At 37.0% G+C, this 22,072-nt stretch carries 16 protein-coding genes; 10 read left to right on the forward strand and 6 right to left on the reverse strand.

The genetic code is table 11. From position 1 onward, the window contains the following. Positions 1–93: 93 nt before the first annotated feature. From CW736_RS10780 to CW736_RS10790, 3 genes are all read left to right on the forward strand, one after another. Positions 94–429, forward strand: coding sequence for a hypothetical protein (locus tag CW736_RS10780; RefSeq protein WP_101013946.1), 336 nt, complete (start codon positions 94–96; stop codon positions 427–429). 105 nt (positions 430–534) lie between these two features. Continuing rightward, the gene (locus CW736_RS10785) at positions 535–1,812 is read left to right on the forward strand and encodes a phosphoribosylamine--glycine ligase (protein ID WP_232735350.1); all 1,278 of its coding nucleotides are present in this window, start codon (positions 535–537) and stop codon (positions 1,810–1,812) included. 8 nt (positions 1,813–1,820) lie between these two features. Beyond that, positions 1,821–2,258 (forward strand): hypothetical protein, encoded by a 438-nt coding sequence (locus tag CW736_RS10790; RefSeq protein WP_101013948.1) that lies wholly within the window; start codon positions 1,821–1,823, stop codon positions 2,256–2,258. 203 nt (positions 2,259–2,461) lie between these two features. Here CW736_RS10790 and CW736_RS10795 read toward each other — a convergent pair whose 3' ends face one another. From CW736_RS10795 to CW736_RS10805, 3 genes are all read right to left on the reverse strand, one after another. After that, on the reverse strand, positions 2,462–3,193 hold the full coding sequence (locus CW736_RS10795; RefSeq protein ID WP_101013949.1) for a hypothetical protein: 732 nt from the start codon (positions 3,191–3,193) through the stop codon (positions 2,462–2,464). Positions 3,194–3,218: 25 nt separating this feature from the next. Further along, positions 3,219–3,776: a DUF4251 domain-containing protein gene (locus tag CW736_RS10800; RefSeq protein WP_157810933.1), complete on the reverse strand. Its 558-nt coding sequence runs from the start codon at positions 3,774–3,776 to the stop codon at positions 3,219–3,221. A gap of 202 nt (positions 3,777–3,978) precedes the next feature. Beyond that, positions 3,979–5,847, reverse strand: a complete 1,869-nt coding sequence (locus tag CW736_RS10805; RefSeq protein ID WP_101013951.1) for a T9SS type B sorting domain-containing protein — start codon at positions 5,845–5,847, stop codon at positions 3,979–3,981. A 910-nt stretch (positions 5,848–6,757) separates the two neighbouring features. Here CW736_RS10805 and CW736_RS10810 point away from each other — a divergent pair. The 7 genes from CW736_RS10810 (at position 6,758) to CW736_RS10840 (ending at position 18,330) form a co-directional block, all read left to right on the forward strand. Next, positions 6,758–13,012: a gliding motility-associated C-terminal domain-containing protein gene (locus tag CW736_RS10810; protein WP_157810934.1), complete on the forward strand. Its 6,255-nt coding sequence runs from the start codon at positions 6,758–6,760 to the stop codon at positions 13,010–13,012. 25 nt (positions 13,013–13,037) lie between these two features. After that, positions 13,038–13,988, forward strand: coding sequence for a type IX secretion system membrane protein PorP/SprF (locus CW736_RS10815; protein ID WP_101013953.1), 951 nt, complete (start codon positions 13,038–13,040; stop codon positions 13,986–13,988). Positions 13,989–14,008: 20 nt separating this feature from the next. After that, positions 14,009–15,892, forward strand: coding sequence for an OmpA family protein (locus CW736_RS10820; protein WP_101013954.1), 1,884 nt, complete (start codon positions 14,009–14,011; stop codon positions 15,890–15,892). Positions 15,893–16,182: 290 nt separating this feature from the next. Continuing rightward, positions 16,183–16,488, forward strand: coding sequence for an HPF/RaiA family ribosome-associated protein (locus CW736_RS10825; protein ID WP_101013955.1), 306 nt, complete (start codon positions 16,183–16,185; stop codon positions 16,486–16,488). A 1-nt stretch (position 16,489) separates the two neighbouring features. Next, a complete protein-coding gene (locus tag CW736_RS10830) occupies positions 16,490–16,891 on the forward strand; it encodes a hypothetical protein (RefSeq protein ID WP_101013956.1) in 402 nt (133 codons plus the stop codon). A 72-nt stretch (positions 16,892–16,963) separates the two neighbouring features. After that, entirely contained in the window at positions 16,964–17,926 is a 963-nt protein-coding gene (locus CW736_RS10835; RefSeq protein ID WP_101013957.1) for a TerC family protein, read from the forward strand. 110 nt (positions 17,927–18,036) lie between these two features. Beyond that, entirely contained in the window at positions 18,037–18,330 is a 294-nt protein-coding gene (locus CW736_RS10840; RefSeq protein WP_101013958.1) for a hypothetical protein, read from the forward strand. An 80-nt stretch (positions 18,331–18,410) separates the two neighbouring features. Here CW736_RS10840 and CW736_RS10845 read toward each other — a convergent pair whose 3' ends face one another. The 3 genes from CW736_RS10845 to CW736_RS10855 all read right to left on the reverse strand — a co-directional run bounded on the left by CW736_RS10845 (position 18,411) and on the right by CW736_RS10855 (position 21,995). Then, positions 18,411–19,031: a nitroreductase family protein gene (locus tag CW736_RS10845; RefSeq protein WP_101013959.1), complete on the reverse strand. Its 621-nt coding sequence runs from the start codon at positions 19,029–19,031 to the stop codon at positions 18,411–18,413. 102 nt (positions 19,032–19,133) lie between these two features. Further along, positions 19,134–21,698 carry a phosphoenolpyruvate carboxylase gene (locus CW736_RS10850; protein WP_101013960.1) on the reverse strand — a complete coding sequence of 855 codons (2,565 nt, stop codon included), beginning with the start codon at positions 21,696–21,698 and terminating at the stop codon, positions 19,134–19,136. 45 nt (positions 21,699–21,743) lie between these two features. Continuing rightward, the gene (locus CW736_RS10855) at positions 21,744–21,995 is read right to left on the reverse strand and encodes an acyl carrier protein (RefSeq protein ID WP_101013961.1); all 252 of its coding nucleotides are present in this window, start codon (positions 21,993–21,995) and stop codon (positions 21,744–21,746) included. Between the last annotated feature and the right edge of the window lie 77 nt (positions 21,996–22,072).

The following is a 22,072-nucleotide window of genomic DNA, read 5'->3' on the forward strand; positions in this document are numbered from 1 at the left end:
CTTCTTAAACTTAAGGGGTGCTAAAAGCCTATTGGACTTGAGGTGGTCAACATCCATGACACATATAATTAGAAATCTAAAAATTTAAAAATAATGAAAACAAAAGCAATAGTATTTTTATGTGCAGTAGGTATATTTTTCTCTTCTTTTAAAACAATAGATCAGGAATTAAAGACTGCTGTAGTAATTTATGACGGTTACGAATATGAAGAGTTTAATTTCACTATTTCAGGTACTGAATACGGAGAAGACAGCTTCCTTTCTTTTACTGTAGTACCTGAGGAAATATTAAAATCTTTTGATTTAGAATCATACGACCTGATAGGAGAAAGTTTTAAAATTACTTATGAAGTTGTTTCCAAAAAAACAGTAGATGGGGAGTTCTCTCTAGAGACTTACGTGTTAAAAACATTAAAAAAAGTAGAATAACAGTAAATCGGAACTGCTTGAAGTGGTCCCGTATTTTTATAAGATCTTATACTTATGGAATCAGATAACAGTACAATTGTCAAGTTTAAAAATAAAACAGTGAGCGTGAAAAGAAAAATCCTCTTTGTTTCCAAGTATGGAGAGACTTTGGATATTGCAAATGCTATCCAATCAGAAGGCCATAGTATTAAGTTTTTTATACAAGAAAGAGGTTGTAAAGAAATTGGTTATGGCTTTTGTCCTAAAGTTACCGATTGGAAGAAACATACCGATTGGGCAGACTTAATTATTTTTGATTACACCGGTTATGGAGCCATTTGCGAAGAACTTAGAAATGCTGGAAAACTTGTTGTAGGTGGATCCATTTATACGGATTCATTAGAGTTAGACCGCAATTTTGGCCATCAACAATTGAAAGCTCATAAGATTAAAGTACTGCCATCTTATGAATTTACTAATTTTCAAGAGGCTATTGTATTTATTGAAAAACATCCAGATACTTATGTTATCAAACCTTCTGGTGAAACCCAAGAATTCAAGCAGTTGTTATTTGTAGGTAGTGATGATGAAGGATTAGATGTGATCCGAGTTTTAAAAGCTTATGAAAAATCATGGGGTAATAATTTTGGTGATTTTCAACTTCAAAAAAAGGTAAAAGGTGTAGAGATTTCTATAGCTTCCTTTTTTAACGGAAAGGAGTTCTTAAAACCTATCAATATCACTTTTGAACATAAGAAATTATTCCCTAAGGAATTAGGGGTTTCCACTGGGGAGATGGGGACCAGCATGTTTTGGACTAAAGATTCTCCCATATTTGATGCGACTCTAAAGAAATTTGAAAGCACTCTAGCCAAATCTAATTTTATAGGACATATAGACATCAATTGTATCGTCAACGGAAACGGTATTTACCCATTAGAATTTACCTCCAGATTTGGATACCCACAAATTCTAATCCAGCGGGCTGGAATTAATGAACCTTTAGGCGATTTCTTCTACCGATTGGCTTCTGGTCAGAAATTTGATATCAAAGTTAAAAAAGGATTTCAGGTAGGAGTTTTTATTGTCGTACCACCATTTCCCTATGAGGATAAGAAAACCTTTCAACTCTTTTCTAAAGATGCTGTGGTAATTCTTAAAAAGGAAGCCAAAGAGGGCATACATATAATGCACCTTAAAAAAGTAAATAATGAATGGCTTATTACTGGGGACACTGGAATAGCGCTTCTTATTAGTGGAACAGGGCTCACCATGAAAGATGCACAGCGGCATATGTACAACCGAGTACAAAACGTCATTGTCAATAATAGTTACTACCGCACCGATATTGGAGATCGATGGCAAGAGGACTCCGACAAGTTATGGTCTTGGGGGCTGTTATAAACGACCGTATGACACTTAAAATTTTAAAAAACGAATCTATTTTTATAGACCTATTGCCTTTAGAGTGGCAAGAAGGTATTCAATCGATTTGGAAAAAAAATAAAGAACATGCTCTTATATATGTACTGGAGCAGGATGATGAAATTTGTGCAGGAGGTATTGTTTTTTCTGCTTTAACACCAGAAATGGAGGTTTATAAAGAGGAGGCTCGTTATTGGTTCTTAAAAGGTTATTTGTACATAGGTTATGTTTGGGTACCTGAAGATAAAAGAAATAAAAGTTACGGGAGTCTATGGCTTAAAAACTTGTTGTTAATGAATCCCAAGCAGCATTATTGGCTGACCACAGAAGAGCAACAACTCCGTTATTTTTATGAAAAAGAAGGTTTTACTTATGTCAAAACAATGAAGTATCAAGACCTGGAGGAAGAGCTGTTTGTTTACTAGAAATGGTATGGAACCTTTTGTAGTTGGTTAATTCTAATTTGCATCTTAATAGGTTATTTAGGAGAGGATTTGCATTATATCTGTGTATCAAGATTAAATGGCTTCTGGATACTATTCCCCTAATAACTTAATATTATAAATGAACCATAATGTATATTATGTCAAATAGAATTTATTAGAACTAACTAACTATATAGAATCATTTACTTAGCCTCTTCTAGCATGGTTGCCTTTAGCTCCTCTCTGGATGCTATAAGGTCATCATGAAAACTGTTGACGAGGTCTCCGTATCCATTGATGTACAAAAATCGCAATGAAGCTATTCTCGATTTGTGTTCCTCACTCTTTAATAAATAATTGATACAATCATTCTCACATTTTAAGTCGGTAATTAAAGTGGTATACCAAAGTTGTGTTTCTTCTAGGTATTCCAGATTTGTAGTAAACTTTTTATAAATGATTTGTTCCATATCATTTATATCCTTAAAATAGGATTTATAAATCCCGCTCAGGTTGATTAAATTTTCAGAGGCTTGAGAATTATGTAATACCGCATTATCTATCCAATTGCTGTTCTGTTTATCGAGACTTAAATCTTTAACATCAAACAATATGGTAGACAATATTCCTTTTTTATCTACTTTAGTTTTATCGTACTCCCGCTCTAGAACTCTTAGATAGGTATTGTCCAAAGTATCTAATTCTTTTAGAAACTCATCCAAGTCATTAATATCTTTATCCAGTTGCGTCAAGACCTTTTCTTGTAATTGGACATTAGCTATTGCAATTTGTTCTTCTTTATTCCAGTTATTGATCCACAATGCTATCAGGATACCTGCTACCACGAGAATAATTTCTCCTGTTGCATACAGCATATACTTGCGCAAACCGCTAGCTTTAATCTGCTCTAATCTTGCTTTATTAAAAAATCTCATATTTGATTGGTTCCAAATTTTAGACTTACTCCTCTTCTACTTCCAGCCATTTTAATCGGCCTTCGTATTTCATAAAGGTACGGTGTGAACTGTTAATGCTTAACCTCACATTATTAGGTTGGTAAATTTGAAGTTCGACGTCCAGCGTTTCTGCATCATTTCTTGTGGTAAATTCATAAGAAAGATAGCCTTTTTTCTCATTGATACTGCTCTTGATATTTTTTATATCGGCTATAAAGTTAAAACCTGTATCGGTACCATAGCCTCCACTCATGCGGCGCTCTCCGTAAAATGGCAAGGCAAATTCGCTCTCTTGCTCTGCTATCTTTAGGCTGTAATGATCGCCTTGTACATCGATGCGTGAAACGTTGTTACCAGTGCGTATCAATAGATCGTTGGCCACATTATTAAGAGCTTGAGTATTAAATGGAATCACAACATCTGCCTCAAATTCAAAACCTTGCTGGCTCATTTGTTTTTGTAGGTCTACTAATTTATTTCGGTCATCCTCTGTAAAACTGGTTTTACAAGAGCTAAAAGTCAGTAACACTAGCAGGAATAAGGAATAGGTTATAGTTTTCATTTTGCTTCTTTTCATTATAAACACACAAATAATGCCGTAAGGCCAGAACTTGTTTTGCTTTTTGGGCTAAGCATAATCAGAGCGCGAAAGCAAATTTTTAATGATGCGATTTATCTTTCTTAAAGGTCCTGCATCCCACTTCTGTACTTTTATAAACTTGTACACAATATACTAAGAAAATCACCTTGAATTCAAGGGGCCATTAACGTTTTAAGGTCACATGTCCTGTAATGAGTTGCTCCTTATAGTATAACTTGTACCAGTAATCATTGCTAGGAAGGGGCTGATTGCGATACATTCCTGTCCACCCTTCTTCTAGGTCATTAATTTGTTGTAACAATTTTCCATACCTATCATAGAGTTCGAGTCTTGCGCCAGGAAATCGGTCAATACCATAAATTTTAAAGGTATCGTGAAATCCATCAGCATTAGGGGTGAAAAATTTAGGGATTCGAATCCGCAAAAACTCTTGTGTAACGACTTCACAACCAAAACGGTCTCTAACTCTAGCAGTAACCTGTAAAAAAGTGGTGATATCAAACGTATTTCTAGTAGTCCATTGACTTCCATCAATACTGAACTGGTAATCGCCTGGAGTTTGTAAATTGATTCTAAGCTCCTCTCCTATTAGATCGAGTGATGATATCACAGGAAGTTCAACCACGCTCACCATAAAGTTGGCAATAGAAGAACAACCAGCTTCATTGAAAACCTCACAGGTGTAGGTTCCTTCAGTTCCTACGCTAATGCTAGGTGTAGTTGCTCCAGTATTCCAAACATACCTCCCATTAGGAACTTGTGGATCCAACACTACCATATCAGTTGGACAGATGGTAAAATCGGCATTGTTGACTACTGGATTATTTTCTATGATATATACTACTGGAACTCTTGTAGGACGCACACAACCACTCAACGAATCACGTGTTTCAACATAATAAGTTCCCGCTGAAGTTGGGGTATATTCGGCTGAATTGCTATTTATCAATGTGCCCGCAGTAGCACTGTCGTACCAATAGGCTTCTAATCCTGGCGCAAGATCAACAATAAGATCTACTAGTTCGCCATCACAGGATACAAAAGGGTCGCTTCTAGGGACAGCCGGGCCAACGACTACTTCTCTAAATTCAAAAATTTCAGAAAAATTGACACATTGTGAATTATTGAGATTTATAGCGTCTTCAGCGACTTTAACTCTATAAAAAGTAGTAGTAGTAGTTACAACCGGAGTGGTATAGGTAGCGGTATTGGCACCAGCGATATCCATAAAATTAATTCCATCACTACTAGTTTGCCACTGGTATGCTGGAGTGACAAAAACGTTTGTTGATGCTGCAGCATTTAAGATAATGGAGGTACCAGGGTCATTTTCACAAATGGAAGAAAAATTTGCGTTTGCTGAATTGAGAACTTCGGTAATATCTCCGCAGGCTTTAAATTCTATATCGTCTATAGCCAAATCATTCCCACAACCTCCTATACCTTCATTGATCATTTTTAAGATACAACCGTTTTGTCCAGGTGCTGTTGTAAACGTAAGTCCGTACTTCACCCATAAAGGTGTGGTATCAGAATTGCGCGGACTCATCACCCCATCAGAAAGTAAGTTGGTATCTGTACTGTCCCAAATTTCAAATCGTACTTGAATAGGAATTTCATTAGTCCCACAGGGATTATTATTGCTCAATACATTTATTACCCAAGAGCTGAATTCATAAGGTGTGTTCTCACAAAGTCCTAAAATCGGAGTTTGATAAAAAACCCCTGGATTAAAATCAGCATTAACGATCAGCATTTTTCCATTGGGATTCCCAGTATGGTCTGGTGCATTCCAGAAGCTTCCTAGTTGTTGCATATTACTTGAAATGGTGTATTCACCATCCTGAACCCCACTGTTTACATAAACATAACTGGTAACGCTAGCTGGTAAGGCGGGACCATTGGTAATTCCTTGACCAAAATCTTCTGTAAAGATCGCATCTCCACTTTGACCAGAGCAAAATCCTAATTGCGCTTTCGCGAAAGCGGAACATAAAAATACACAGAGAAAAAGGCTAAAAAATTTATTCATATTCGAAAAGTACTATGGTTTGCCTGTTTTCTATAAAATAAGGTGTTTAATTTTTAAAATTTTAACGATTACTTGATTATCAAGACATGGAGGATTAAGATCAGCCTTTAACCTAACGCTTATGATAATCCGCTTAAGGACAACTCTACTAGGAGTCGAAGACTTAGCAAATAGCTTCTGTATAGCTGGTATTTCTGTTTTGACCGGTACAACATTTCAATGGCGCTTTTGCGAAAGCAAAACATCCAAAAAAAACACAGGTTTTAAGGGTTAAAGTGTTATTCATTTGTGAATAAAAACACGATTTTTTTGTTTTTTATTAAAAATGAGCATCTTTTTTAAGCTTTTAACGATTAACGGAATTGTAAAACATCGACGAACAACATAATTAACGGCTTTTTTAATTAATTATTAGTTAATATGAAGTACAGCTCTCCCTATTGTCTTATTCCAGGTATTGAGACATTTTTAAAAGTTTATTTGCTCCTTTTATGAAGGCTATTATTTAAATGGAAACAGCCGTTATTGTTGGGCTAGTTCAATTTTTTTGATCTTTTTTTTTACACATAGGACATTTCCCTTTTAACCAAAATGAAACATAAACGTCACTCTTGTCAAATAAAAACAGATCAAACAATAAAAAAAAAATAGGTAAAAGATTTTACTCATATGTTAAACGAACTGACGTTTTCCAGCTTTATTTATAATTTAAATGGTGTAATTTTAAGGATAAACGATCATTATTTTTAACAAAGATAGGTTAGCGGAATAAATTACTTTTTATCGAAGTTTAATCAGTTGTTCAAAAATAGAATTGCTTTTTTTGATTGAAGGGTGTTGTAGAATTACTTTTACTGTCAATTAGCGATTTACATACTATACAAATATGAAAGGATTTTTACTCCGAAAAATGAAAATAATGCCATATGCAGTGGCTTTACTTTTCTTTGTGTCATTAAACACTATTAATGCACAATGTCCAACGGTGCCTGTTTCTCCTCAGGTAATTTGTGACGCTGCTGGTTTTGACTTTAACGATTTGAATGCATTTGCAACACCAGCACCTGGAAACAGTTTGCGCTGGTATCTAAATGCCACTGGTGGAACACCTCTACAGCAATCACAACTGGTTAGACAAGGTACTTATTATGCTGGCGATCCAACAGGAACTTGCGGTACTCGTCCAGCTTTAGTAGTAGACTTTACAGTAGATCCTAGCGGCCAAAGTCTGGATGCTATTTTCTGTTCTAATGAGAATCCTACGGTACAGACTTATATAGACAATGCACTTATCATTAATTCACCGGCGGGTGGAAGTGTTCAGGTTTATGGCGACTTTGCACTCACTAACCTGCTAAATCCAGCAACAGCCTTATCAGGAAACACCAATTACTTTATAGTATTTGTTGATTCCGTTGGTTGTCGTAGCCAAATAGAAACAGGTAGTACTGCTGTATTTCCTTCACCTGTGCCACCTACTCCTCTAGCGACTCAGCAATTTTGTTCAGATACCAATCCAACTATAGCTGACTTGCTTCCTGGAACAACAGCTAACTTTAATTGGTTCGAAAATGTGGATGGATCTAATAATCCTATTCCACCGGCTTTGTTAGATACAGATGCTTTAGTAGATGGTGCTACCTATTATGTTCAGGCAGATAATTTCTTTTGTGAAAGTGATCCAGCAGCTGTAGTTGTTCAAATCAATGACCCAGTTGATGCAGGAATGAGCAATAGTTTAGAGTATTGTGAAGATAATATCCCCGCAGCAGATTTTGACCTATTTCCTTTATTAGGTCCTAATGCTGACACTGGAGGAGCATGGACTGGTCCTCTGACTACATCAAATGGAGATCAAGGAACTGTCAACATAAGTGGACAAGTAATAGGCGTTTATAATTTTGTTTATACCGTTTCCGGAGTTGGCGTGTGTCCAGATGAAACCGCAACGGTTTCTATTGAGGTTTTAGAAATTTTATCTTCTGGTTTGCCTTCCGCAATAAACCCAGTAAGTTTTTGTGTATCTCAATTACCTACATCTTATGACCTGACTTTATTATTGGACAACGAAGACATAGGAGGAACATGGACACAAGGAACAACCAGTATGGATCCAACGGTGACTTCACCTTTAGATTTGTCGTCATTCATTCCTGGAACTTATGACTTTACATACAGTCAAAACTTAACTCCTAATCCATGTCCAGAGGAATCTACCACCGTACAAGTCATTGTGCTAGCAGATCCTAATGCAGGAACTGCTGTGGTTACTGAATTTTGCGAAAATGACCTTAGTGTTAATTCTCCTTATGATTTGTTCAGTTCCTTAGATGGATCTCAAGATAATAATCTTGGAACTTGGACAGACGCTATGAATAACACGGTCACCAATTCGGTTGATATTACTGCTTTTACAGTAGCAGGAAGTCCTTATAACTATACCTACACTATTGATAACGGTTCTTGTCAGGATTCTGAAACGATTGTAATTGATGTTTTACCAGCACCAGAATCTGGTAATTATATAGGAACACCTTTTACAGTTTGTGAAGATCAAGCAGCGGCTAACTCGCCTTATGATCTTTTCAACTTACTAGATGGAACACAAGACACGAACGGAACATGGTATGCTGGTAACACCTCTGCAGGAACAGCAGTAACCAATCCAATCGACTTAACCACATTAGCAAACGGAACCTTTGATTTTACTTATGCAGTTCCTGCGATAGGAACTTGTACAGATGTAGATGTGGTGGTAACGGTAATTATCAATGAATTACCGAATACAGGAACTCCTACTCCATTCTTAGTTTGTGAAAGTGAACTAGCAGCTAACTCCCCTTTAGATTTATTCGGACAACTGTCTGGACAAGATGCTGGTGGAACTTGGTCTGATGACGATGCTACTGGCGCCTTAACAGGCAACACTGTGGATCTTACCGGATTGATCGTAGGTGGCTATAATTTTTCTTATTCGATTACAGACGCTAACGGATGTATGAACAGCTCTACAGTTATAGTAACCGTTGCTCCAGCACCAGAATCTGGTAATTATATAGGAACACCTTTTACAGTTTGTGAAGATCAAGCAGCGGCCAACTCGCCTTATGATCTTTTCAACTTACTAGATGGAACACAAGACACGAACGGAACATGGTATGCTGGTAACACCTCTGCAGGAACAGCAGTAACCAATCCAATCGACTTAACCACATTAGCAAACGGAACCTTTGATTTTACTTATGCAGTTCCTGCGATAGGAACTTGTACGGATGTAGATGTGGTAGTAACGGTAATTATCAATGAATTACCTAATACAGGAACTCCTACTCCATTCTTAGTTTGTGAAGATGAACTAGCAACTAATTCCCCTTTAGATTTATTCGGACAGCTGTCTGGACAAGATGCTGGTGGAACTTGGTCTGATGACGATACTACTGGAGCATTAACAGGCAACACTGTGGATCTTACCGGATTGATTGTAGGCGACTATAATTTTTCTTATTCCATTACAGATACTAACGGATGTATGAACAGCTCAACAGTTTTAGTAACTGTAGCTCCGGCACCAGAATCTGGTAACTATATAGGAACACCTTTTACAGTTTGTGAAGATCAAGCAGCGTCCAACTCGCCTTATGATCTTTTCAACTTACTAGATGGAACGCAAGACACGAACGGAACATGGTATGCTGGAAACACCTCTGCAGGTACAGCAGTAAACAATCCAATCGACTTAACTACATTAGCAAACGGAACCTTTGATTTTACTTATGCAGTTCCTGCGATAGGAACTTGTACAGATGTAGATGTGGTAGTAACGGTAATTATCAATGAATTACCGAATACAGGAATTCCTACTCCATTCTTGGTTTGTGAAGATGAACTAGCAGCTAACTCCCCTTTAGATTTATTCGGACAGCTGTCTGGACAAGATGCTGGTGGAACTTGGTCTGATGACGATGCTACTGGCGCCTTAACAGGCAACACTGTTGATCTTACCGGATTGATCGTAGGTACTTATAACTTCTCTTATTCGATTACAGACGCTAACGGATGTATGAACAGCTCTACAGTTTTAGTAACTGTAGCTCCGGCACCAGAATCTGGTAATTATATAGGAACACCTTTTACAGTTTGTGAAGATCAAGCAGCGGCCAACTCGCCTTATGACCTTTTCAACTTACTTGATGGAACACAAGACACGAACGGAACATGGTATGCAGGAAACACTTCGGCAGGTACAGCAGTAACCAATCCGATCGACTTAACTGCATTAGCCAACGGAACCTTTGACTTTACTTATGCAGTTCCTGCGATAGGAACTTGTACTGATGTAGATGTGGTAGTAACGGTAATTATCAATGAATTACCTAATACAGGAACTCCTACTCCATTCTTAGTTTGTGAAAATGAACTAGCAGCTAACTCCCCTTTAGATTTATTCGGACAGCTGTCTGGACAAGATGCTGGTGGAACTTGGTCTGATGACGATACTACTGGCGCCTTAACAGGCAACACTGTTGATCTTACCGGATTGATCGTAGGTACTTATAACTTCTCTTATACGATCACTGATGGGAATACCTGTACCAACAGTTCAACAGTTGCAGTAACTGTAGCTCCGGCACCAGAATCTGGTAATTATATAGGAACACCTTTTACAGTTTGTGAAGATCAAGCAGCAGCTAACTCGCCTTATGACCTTTTCAACTTACTGGATGGAACACAAGACACGAATGGAACATGGTATGCAGGAAACACCTCTGCAGGTACAGCGGTAGCTAATCCAATTGACTTAACCACATTATCAAACGGAACCTTTGATTTTACTTATGCCGTTCCTGCGATAGGAACTTGTACTGATATAGATGTAACGGTTACGATCATCATTAATGCGCTTACAGAGGCAGGAACAGCTACAACATTTGTAGTTTGTGCCAATGAATTGGCAGCTAACTCCCCTTTAGATTTATTCGGTCAACTGTCTGGACAAGATGCTGGTGGAACTTGGTCTGATGACGATGCTACCGGCGCCTTAACAGGAAACAATGTTGACCTTACTGGATTTGTTGTAGGGGACTATAACTTTACCTATACCGTTACTAATGGATCTTGTTCAGATACGGCAACAGTACTTGTTAGTGTGTTGGATGCACCTAATGCCGGTACTTCTACTGACTTAGACATCTGTCTTTCAGATATCACTACAGGACAAACATTAGATTTATTTACTCAGTTGACTGGAAATGATGCTGGTGGAAACTGGTCTGATGATGATCTTACGGGTGAACTGACTGGTTCTATTTTAAACATTTCTGCTTTAACCACGGGAGTTTATAATTTCACGTATTCCGTTTCTCCTTCTACCACTTGTAGTGCAGACATGGAAACGGTACAAATAACGATCAGCAATATTAATGCTCCTACTGCTCCGGCTATTCAAGACTTTTGTGATCAAGCAACTGTTGCTGATTTATCAGTGATGGGTAATGCCGTGATATGGTATGAAGATGCGGCATTAATGAATCCGCTAATAGGCACAGATGCTCTTTTAGATGGAGAAGATTATTTTGCTACACAAACAGATGCGATAACCAATTGTGAATCTAACGATAGTGTTGCCGTGACGGTAAATATATTTGCATCACCTAATTCTGGTGTTGCCGTATTACTTTCTGTTTGTAACGATCAAAGCATGGTAGATTTATTTACTGCTTTAGATGGCACACAGGATGCTGGTGGTACTTGGATCGATACAGATGCAACCATGGCACTGACAGGAAATATATTTGATTCAACTGCAGTAGTTGCTGGAACCTATAGCTTTGAATATATGGTAAGTGCAACGGCACCTTGTACAGATGCTTCTACCATTGTAATGGTAACCGTAGAAACTCCGGTAGACGCAGGAACAGATGCTGTTTTAGATGCATGTACTGACAATGGAACAACAGATTTATTCACTTTATTGGGAACAGCTACTACTGGTGGAACATGGAGTCCTGCATTAGCTAGTAATAGTGGTGTATTTGACCCAGCTACTGACCTTGCAGCTACTTATAGCTATACGGTTACTAGTTCTTGTAACACATCTTCAGCTGATGTTGTTGTTACGATTACTGAAGCTCCTGATGCTGGAACAGACAATATGATTTCTACTTGTGTATCTGACGGTATCATTGACTTATTAACTCAATTAGGCGGTACACCTGACGCGACAGGGACTTGGTTTCCATTACTAGATAGTGGAACTAATATATTTGACCCAACAGTGGACGTTGCAGGAATGTATACTTATACGGTTACTGCAACTTCTCCTTGTGCTACAGATGCTTCAGCTACCTTAGACATTCAAGTGGATGAAAGTGCAGCGCCTACTCTGATAAGCGCAACTCTTGATTTTTGTGCGACTGATAATCCTACAGTAATGGATCTAGATACAGCTGTAACTGGAGATATGATAGTATGGTATGATGCCATCGATGCAACGATTCCATTAGCAGCTACCGAAAGTCTTATCGATGCAACCACTTATTTTGCATCTCAAACAGAAGCAAATGGATGTGAATCCAGTATCAGAACAGAAGTAATGGTTATTGTAGGAGATGCACCAACCCCTACTTTAGATCAAGATGGAGAACTTTTCTGTATCAATGATAATCCTACTTTGCAACAACTTACTTTGAACGTATTGGAATATGATTCTATTGCTAATAACGTTGTTTGGTACAATGCGGTTGATGGCACGAATGCCTTACCTCTTACTACAATAATGACAAGTGGAACTACGTATTACGCTGCTTTAATAGATGCAGCAACTGGTTGTGAAAGCAGTATAAGACTAGAAGTAACGGTAGATTTATCAGCTTGTGGAGATCTAACCATTCCAGACGGGTTTTCACCTAATGCTGATGGGGTCAATGATACTTTTGATATTGATAACTTGAACTTTCTTTATCCTAATTTCAGTATTGAGTTCTATAACCGATATGGAAGTCGCGTTTATAGTGGAACTGCCAACACACCTAGATTTAACGGTTTCAGTAATCAATCGGCCTTATTGAGTGACGGAGAGTTACCAGTAGGTGTTTATTACTACATCCTTAAATACAACGATGGAACTACAAAACCATCCCAAGGTAGAATTTACTTAAGCCGATAGTCACTTCAAGAAAGAAACAAACAAAATGAAAAATTTTAATATAACACCTTTATTAATTGTATTGATCGGTATGCTTTCCTTGAGCACGGTTGCTCAGCAGGATCCGCAGTTTACTCAATACATGTATAATCAAAGTATCTTGAACCCGGCTTATGCTACTGCAAACAAGTCTGAGCTCAATGTGGGTGCTTTGTATAGAACACAATGGGTAGGACTGGAAGGCGCTCCTAAGACAGCTTCTTTATTTGTTCATTATCCTGTAAGTGATCGCGTGGAAGTGGGAATCTCTTTTACAAATGATGACATAGGAAATGTCGTTACAGAAAATAATATCTATGCAGATTTTGCCTATGTATTACCTGTTTCTGAAACGGCTAAACTTTCCTTGGGTATAAAAGCGGGTCTTACTTTATTTGATGCTAACTTTAATGGGTTCAACCTTCAGTCTGGTGGCGTAGATACTGATGTAGCTTTTAATGAAAATGTAACTCAAAGTTTTCCTAACGTAGGTTTAGGAGGTTTTTATTTTACAGATAAATTCTATGTAGGTTTATCGGCTCCTAATTTATTAACGACAACACATTTAGAGAATGAAAACGGCATACAGTCTACTGGTGTCCAAGACATTCATTTTTTCTTAAATAGTGGTTATGTATTTGATATTAATCCAGACTTAAAGTTCAAGCCTTCTTTTTTACTAAAAGGTGTAAAAGGAGCTCCTTTATCTGCAGATCTGAATGCAAACTTCTTGTTTAATGACACATTAGAAGCTGGTATAGGTTATCGTTTAGATGACTCTGTCAGTGCACTGGTTAACTTTAAAGTATCTCCAGAGCTTAGATTAGGGTATGCTTATGATTACACCACAAGTAATTTAGGTAACTTTAATTCTGGATCTCACGAGATCATTTTACTGTATAACATTAAAACAAAATTCTGGAGAGGTGGTTACGATCGTTCTCCTAGATTTTTCTAAACCTATTCATCACCATACTTATGAGATTAATAATTACTATATTGATGACCGCATTGCTAGTAGGAACTTATAGCCATGCCCAGAATTTAAGTCTGAAAAAGACTGATAAATTATTCAAAAATCAGGCGTATACGGAAGCTATAGCTAATTATAAAAACCTGGAGGCTTCTGAGGGAGTTCTTCAAAAGCTAGCAGACTCTTATTATTACACCAATGATTTTGAAAACGCAGCAAAGACCTACACCAAGCTTAAAGATACATATAGCGATATTATAGACAAAGATCGTGTATATAGATATGCACAATCGCTTCTTGCTGTTAAGGATTATCAAACAGCAGATGTCTATTTAAAATCTTACTACGGTAAAGATTGGAACACAGAAGAATTTCTCTCTGAATTAAAGAGAACCACACCTCACGTTTTTGAAGTAGTGCCAGTTACAAATAAAGGGTCTAAAAGTGATTTTGGTCTATCTTTTATAGACTCCAATAATGTTGCTTTTGCTTCTTCTCGTAATATGGATCGACCTGTTTTTTCTTGGAATGGTTTACCTTATCTGGACCTTTACGAAGCTCAATTAAACGGTACTACATTAAGTGAGGTGACACCATTTTCTGAAGAAATAAATACGGCTCTTCATGAGAGTAATGCCGTTTTTACCAATAAAGGTAAAGTCATGTATTTCAATCGTAACAATGAAAAACGAATTAAAATAGATGGAGAAAGGGTTTCTAATATTCAATTGTACCGCGCAGAAAAAGTGGATAATAAATGGTCCAATGTGACTTTATTACCTTTTAATAATGAATTGTATAGTGTGGAACATCCTTCTATTAGTAAAGACGGTATGACACTTTACTTTTCAAGCAATATGCCTGGTGGATACGGTGAATTTGATATCTACAAAGTAGCAATCAATGAGGATGGTTCTTATGGTGCCCCTGTTAACTTAGGAGCTTCTATCAATACTGCTTATAGAGATCAATTTCCTTATATCAGTAATATCAACACCTTGTATTATGCCACTAACGGTAAACAAGGCGTAGGTGGATTGGATATACATAGAGCAAACCTGGTGAATGGTGAGTTTGACACTCCTGTTAATTTGGGTACTAGTATCAATAGCTCTAATGATGATTATGCTTTTGTAATTGATGAAGCCACAAATGAGAGTTATTTTTCCTCTAACAGAGATGGTTTAGATCAAATCTATACAGGAAAAAGAGAGGAAAATATACTTACTAAATATCAGGTAGTAGGTGTCGTACAAGACAGCATCAGTAAAAAGACGTTACCAGGTTCACTTGTTTCCTTATTGGATGAGCGTGGAGTTGTTATAGATGACATGATCACTGGTAACGACGCTTCTTACCTATTTAAAATCGAGCCAAATAAAAAATATACAGTTCGTGCTACTCGCAAGCTATATATCCCTCGTAATGTAGATTTTTCTACAGATAAAAACGGAAAAGTGAGTCATGATATATTTTTAACGCTTCTCTCCTATCAAGATGCAGAAGAAATTATAAAAAAAGATCGCAAGGGAGATGTACAAGTAGAATTAGAACAAATATTTTTTGATTTTGATCAGGCGGTTATTAAACCTGAAGCTGCTGCTACTTTAGATGATCTTGTAGCTATCATGAATAAATATCCTGAAATGCACGTAGAGGTATCTGCTCACACGGATGTCCGTGGACCTAGTGAATACAATCTAACCTTATCTAAACAACGTGCCGCTTCTACTATGAAATACTTGATCAGTCAAGGGATTGATGAAAATCGATTGCGCAGTATAGGTTATGGTGAGATGCAACCACTTAATGAATGTGTTAAAGAAGGTATTTGTACTGATGAAGAATATGATATCAACCGTCGTTGCGAATTTAAAGTGATGCAATAAGAAACAAATAGAATACTTTAAATCCCAATAGCTAGTTGTAGTTATTGGGATTTTTTTGTTGGTGGTATGTATGGATATTGATCTCGCTTTCGCGAAAGCGAGATCAATATCATCAAATAAACGTTTGCTAAAAACATATTAGAAAAACCACACTGCTGCTAGACCTGTTAAATTATTAAGGATGCCTTTTATGGCTTAAACCTTAAAGCTTTACTAAAGCTATACTAATGATTGTATAAAGACAACACCAACAATCTATGAGTAACTTAACTTAGAGTAAAATCAACAAAATGACTATTCAATTTAATTACCAGCACGTTTCTGGAAGTACAGATCTAGAGAATTACACAAAAGAAAAATTACAAACTATTTTTGACCGATACAGTTGGATCACTAGAGCTGATGTGTTTTTTATAGCCGAAAACACCTCTAGCGATCAAACAGGGATGATTGCTCAAATAAGATTAAGTGCTCCAGGCCCACGACTGTTTGCCGAAGAAAGTCACAATACATTTACAAAATCCGTAAGCAAGGTGGTAGACCAACTTAAAACGCAGTGCGAAAAGAGAAAGGCAACCATAATTACACATTCCTAAGATGATATCCCTAGCTGCAAATCACAGACAAATTGTTTTATTATACAATTCAAATCAAAAAAGCCATCGGGAGATATTGGCTTACGCAAAGGCTGCTGGCAAATATTTGCTTGCTGTAGATGTTTCTAAAGACAAAGTTGCTGCAACGGTTTGGACAGAAATAGCAGATGTGCTTCAAGTCAATGTTAGCGACCTGCTGCACACAGATCATTCCTCTTATGAAAATAAATATGGCAAAGGTCATCAGATAGATGACACAGGAGCCCTTAAAACACTGCAAAAGGATCCTGAAATGCTGTTGTATCCCATTGCCATAAATGGTGAAAAAGGAATAGAAGTGAAATTATATAATGAAATGTTGAAATTATTTGATGTGGATACAGCAGCAATCAAAATCCCATAATATTTTTACTACCAAAATTAAAAATCCAGCTTTGTAAAGGTGGATTTTTATATTTTACAATTATCTTTCCTTATGATCATTTGGATATCCTTTATCGTCTTAGTCAGCATCTTTTTATGCTTGGATCTTTTTGTTTTTAACAGAAAGGCCCATGTCATAAAAACCAAAGAAGCTTCAAAATTCACTGCCTTGTGGGTAGGTATTGCGTTGCTTTTTACTGGTGTTATTTATTTTATATACGATGGAGGTTATTTAGCAAACCCTGACCAACTCAACGGTAGCGATGCTGCTATCAAGTATTTAACAGGCTACTTAATAGAGCTTTCGTTGAGCGTTGATAATATTTTTGTCATCGCAGTTATCTTTAAGTCCTTTTCTATAGATCAAAAATACCAACATAGAGTTCTCTTTTGGGGAATTGTTGGAGCGCTTGTTTTTAGGGCCTTGATGATCCTTTTTGGGATTGCTCTGATTAATGAGATCAGTTGGATGACCTACATTTTTGGAGCCTTTTTATTGTATACCGCCTTTAAAATGATCAAAAGTAAAGAAGAAGAATTTGATCCAAAAACTTCCTATATATATAAATTTTCTAGAAAGCTATTTCCTGTTACAGATCGCATAGAAGGGCAGCAATTGTTTATTAAAAAAATGGGGAAGCGTATTGCTACTCCTCTATTCTTAGCATTGGTAGTCATTGAACTGACCGATGTGCTGTTTGCTTTAGATTCGATTCCAGCAATACTTGCTATTACCGCAGACCCATTTTTAGTATTCTCTAGTAATATACTAGCGATTATGGGATTGCGTAGTATGTATTTTTTCTTAGCTAATTTATTGGATAAGTTTCAGCACATTCATTACAGTCTAGTTGCTATTCTAGCTTTCGTTGGTATCAAAATGATTTTAGTTCATTACGTGCCTTTTCCAGAATGGCTTTCTCTAGCAGTCATTTTTGTTTCTCTAGCAGTGGGCGCTTTATTCTCCCTACGAGATAAGAAAACGGAAGATGATATTCAAGAACAAAATAAATGATTAAATACTTAAAAAACGCTGGATTAAGTTGTTGCTGTTGCTTCTAACTATTTTAACATTTTATAAAAAACCGTCATTGCTTTTGCTACGTAAGTATTCTAAAAGACAACATGATCCATTTCTCTTACATTCACGTTCCTTCTAATCGCAACCTGGAAGCTTTTACCAGTAAATCTATACAACAGCTCAATAAACACTCTTGTTTAGACAGGGTTGACGTTACTTTTAAAAAGATATTTGATCTAAAAAATCGAACTAGAGAGGTAGCACACATAGCAATTACCTGTGATGGACATCAAGTACACTGCGTCATAGCTTCTCTTAATTTCAAAAAATCAGTAGGAATTGCAGTAAAATCTTTAGGAAATAAATTGATGGCCAACAGTGATCAACTTTCTGCATAACTAAAAATGCCTTGAACATATTCAAGGCACCTTTTTTGTTTAACTTGTAACAAGAATTACTTGAGTATACTTCCTAACTTTTAATTATCGTTTAGGTCACCAGTAGCTTTGTAGTCTCCATTAAAAACAAAATCATTTTGTTTTTTACGAGATCGCTCACCTGTTTCAGCCTCTTGTAAAAAATCAGGAACATCGCTTAGTTCTCCACCGTAATATCCCAGTGCTATAGCAGTTGCTACATGAAAAGTTTCTGGAAACTTGAATTCTTTTTTAGCTTTCTCATAGTCCAGTCCAGCCATTTGATGGAATGCTATTCCCATACTCTGTGCTTGTAGTGCCATATTTGCAGAAAACTGTCCTAAATCATGAGGTGCGTGATAATTGTCATCACCTTTAGGTGTTTTGGTGTCTACCACACCTAATAATAATACTGGAGCATTCTTTGCCCATTTCTGATTGAACTCAACCAAGACGTCCATAATGCGATCATAGGTATCACTTCCTTTGATACCCCAAACTATATTCCAGGGCTGCAAATTATTAGAGCTAGGAGCCCATCTTCCCGCTTCAAAAAGCATCTGAAGTTCCTTTTGAGAAACAGGTTGATCAGAAAATGTACGCGGACTCCACCTGTTTTTAATAAGATCTATAATATCGTGATCGGTAGGTGTTTTTTTATTAAAATCTGTAATGTTCTTCATAGTTGTGTTTTGATTTAAAATTAATAATTAATCAAGCCGTTAAGTTAATGCTTTAGAAAGCTTTAACCCTGCTTAAATCCATTTCAAAGAATGGAAAGTTCCCTATGCTGAATTACGACTGGCATTAATATTTCCATATAGAGATCTAGTGACCATGCGCTCATAGGTTTCTGTACTTTCAGTCACCTTTCCTGCATTGATATCTTGAACCATTTTTAAGGCATACTGCTGTATGGTTAATAATGGCAAGACTATCTTTTCTCTAGCTTGAATACTCGCTCGTCCTGCTGGCTCATTTTCCATTAATGTTTTCATTCCAGAGATCTTCAACATGTACTTTTTAGAACGCTCATATTCTGCATAAATCATCTTCCAAAACTCACCATAAATAGGATCATGCTCCATATATGCAGTTAAAGCAAAGAATGACTTGGTTAAACTCATCATGCTATTATCTAGTAAAGTACGGAAAAATTTATTGTTTTTATATAGTTCTTCTGCCGCTTCCCAATTACCAGCTTTATCCATTGTTTCTAGCGCGGTACCTACACCGTAAAACCCAGGAACATTCTGTTTTAATTGACTCCAAGAACCTACAAATGGTATAGCTCTTAAATCTTTAAATCTCAATTCTGCACTTCCAGCACGCTTGCTAGGGCGACTTCCTATATTGGTTTTGGCATAATATTTTAAGGTACTCATCTGTTCCAGATAGGATAAGAACTGTGGGTGCGCTTTGAAATCTGTGTAAGCTATATAACTTGATTTTGCCAGTTGATCCATAGTTGCTTTATCTTTTTCTGAAAAGTCATTGGCATCACTAGCGTATACGGCGTTACTCACCCCACTACTAATCATTTGCTCCAGATTGTATTGGCAGCTTTCTAACGTACCAAACTTAGAGCTAATAGTCTGGCCTTGAACTGTTAATTGAATGTGTTTAGCTTCTATTTTTGTTCCCATAGAAGCATAAAACTGGTGCGTTTGACCTCCACCACGAGCAGGTGGGCCACCTCTACCATCAAAGAATACAATAGAAATACCGTATTCCCTAGAAACGGTACTTAATGCTTCCTTAGCTTCATAAATAGCCCAATTGGCCATTAAATAGCCACCATCTTTAGTACCGTCACTAAAGCCCAACATGATATGTTGTGTGTCATCGCGTCTTTTTACGTGAGCTCGGTAATGCTCATTTTCATAAAGTGATCGCATCACATCTGGAGCTTTTATCAGGTCTGGAACGGTTTCAAATAAGGGCACTACATCTATTTTGGGTTGTGGCATATTACACAACCTTATCATTGCATAGACCTCCATAATTTGAGAAGCCATTTGTGTATTAGAAATAATGTAACGATTACAACCTTTTTCCCCATTGCGTTCTTGGATATTTTTAATGGCGTAAATACTGCTTAACGTGCGTTGTGTGTAGTCGTCTGTAAAGTCTTTAGGATCGATAGAACCTTCTACCTGTGCCAGTACGTTCACTTTCTCTTCTTCAGATAAGCTGTTGTAGTTGGTGGGTAGTTTCGCTTTCGCGAAAGCGAGGATCTCATCAAAAACCGCATCATGAGCACTGCTATCCTGACGTATATCTAAAGTGGCAAAATGGAAACCGAACAATTCGATTTTATGTATAAAACTATCTATTTGACCAAGAAATAAGGAGTTATGCTGCTCTATAACAGTAGATCTGATCTCGTTCATTCTATCGATAAGATCTTGAGGTGCAAACTCCAATACATCCTTTTCAAAAATAGCTTTGTAACACATGCTTTCTAGAGCCGCTAACTGCTCTTCAACGCCTTTAAAAGTGAGTCTTCTACGCAGCTTGCGTAAATCCCTATAATAATTTCTAAATATGGTGGAACGCAATCGTTTAGCCACATTTATAGTAATAGCAGTCGTAACAAACGGATTTCCATCACGATCACCACCAGGCCAAAACCCTATTTCAACAATCTGATTCTTAAACTCCTGCGGATTCTCAATATGTGTTTTAAGGTAATCGTAAATATTACCCATGGCCTGATAGAATACGTGTTCCAGATACCAAATTAAACTTACCGCTTCATCAAAAGGAGTAGGTTTTTCCTTTTTAAAGAAAGGGGTTTTACCCAATTGTGAAAGCAGTAGTTTTACCTCCTGAAGTTGATTAGCTTTAATCGCATCGCCCAGATCATTAATAATTCCCAGAACAGAACCTGGGTAAAACTGTGTAGGGTGAGCGGTTAATACAGGACGTACTTTAAACTCTTTTAAATAAGCTGCCAGTTCTTCTGTTTTATTAAGTTCCACTGCTTCCTCTTTGACGCTACGTAAGGAACCACGCCCATCAATATTGTTGACTTTACTAAAAGCAGCATCTTCAATGGCATCAAACAACACCACTTGTCTTTCTATATACTGAATAAACCTAAAAAGCATGTCTTCTCGTTCTTTAGGACTGGTATCACGCATGTATCTTTCAAAAAAGTATTCAACGATCTCTGTGGGGTTTTTACCTTTTTCATAGCCTTTCACACACATTTCATGAAACAAGGGTAACAATCCGCCAGTATTAGAAATCTGATCAAATGGCAGGGTCATAAAAATCCCATTGAAAATCTGGTACTTAGATTCTACTTCATTTTTAAAACGTTCAATTTTTGGTAATCTTGACATATGATAGGTAATTTATATGATTGGTAATTTAATGGCAAATGAAATTTAAGAAGCGATTTTTGCTGTGACTATTTCAATAGCGTCACGTACCGTTTGCATAGCTTCCATATCCTTCTCATCAAGAGTAATATCAAAGGCGTCTTCCACATCGAGAACAATATCTACTAAATGGGCACTGTTGATGCCCAGGTCTTGCATTAAATGGCTGTCCAGTTGTATAGCGTCTTCATTTACATCTTGCGGTAAATAGACTTTAACAATCTTAAAAAGCTCTTGCTGTATTTCGTTTTCTTGCATGTTATTATTTCAATAGAATCTTAAAAGTACTATCAAAAAACGGATTTTCCGTAGAGGTTAGGGAGAGTTTAAGAGTT

This window comes from Nonlabens sp. MB-3u-79, from assembly GCF_002831625.1.
In the GTDB taxonomy this organism is placed as follows: domain Bacteria; phylum Bacteroidota; class Bacteroidia; order Flavobacteriales; family Flavobacteriaceae; genus Nonlabens.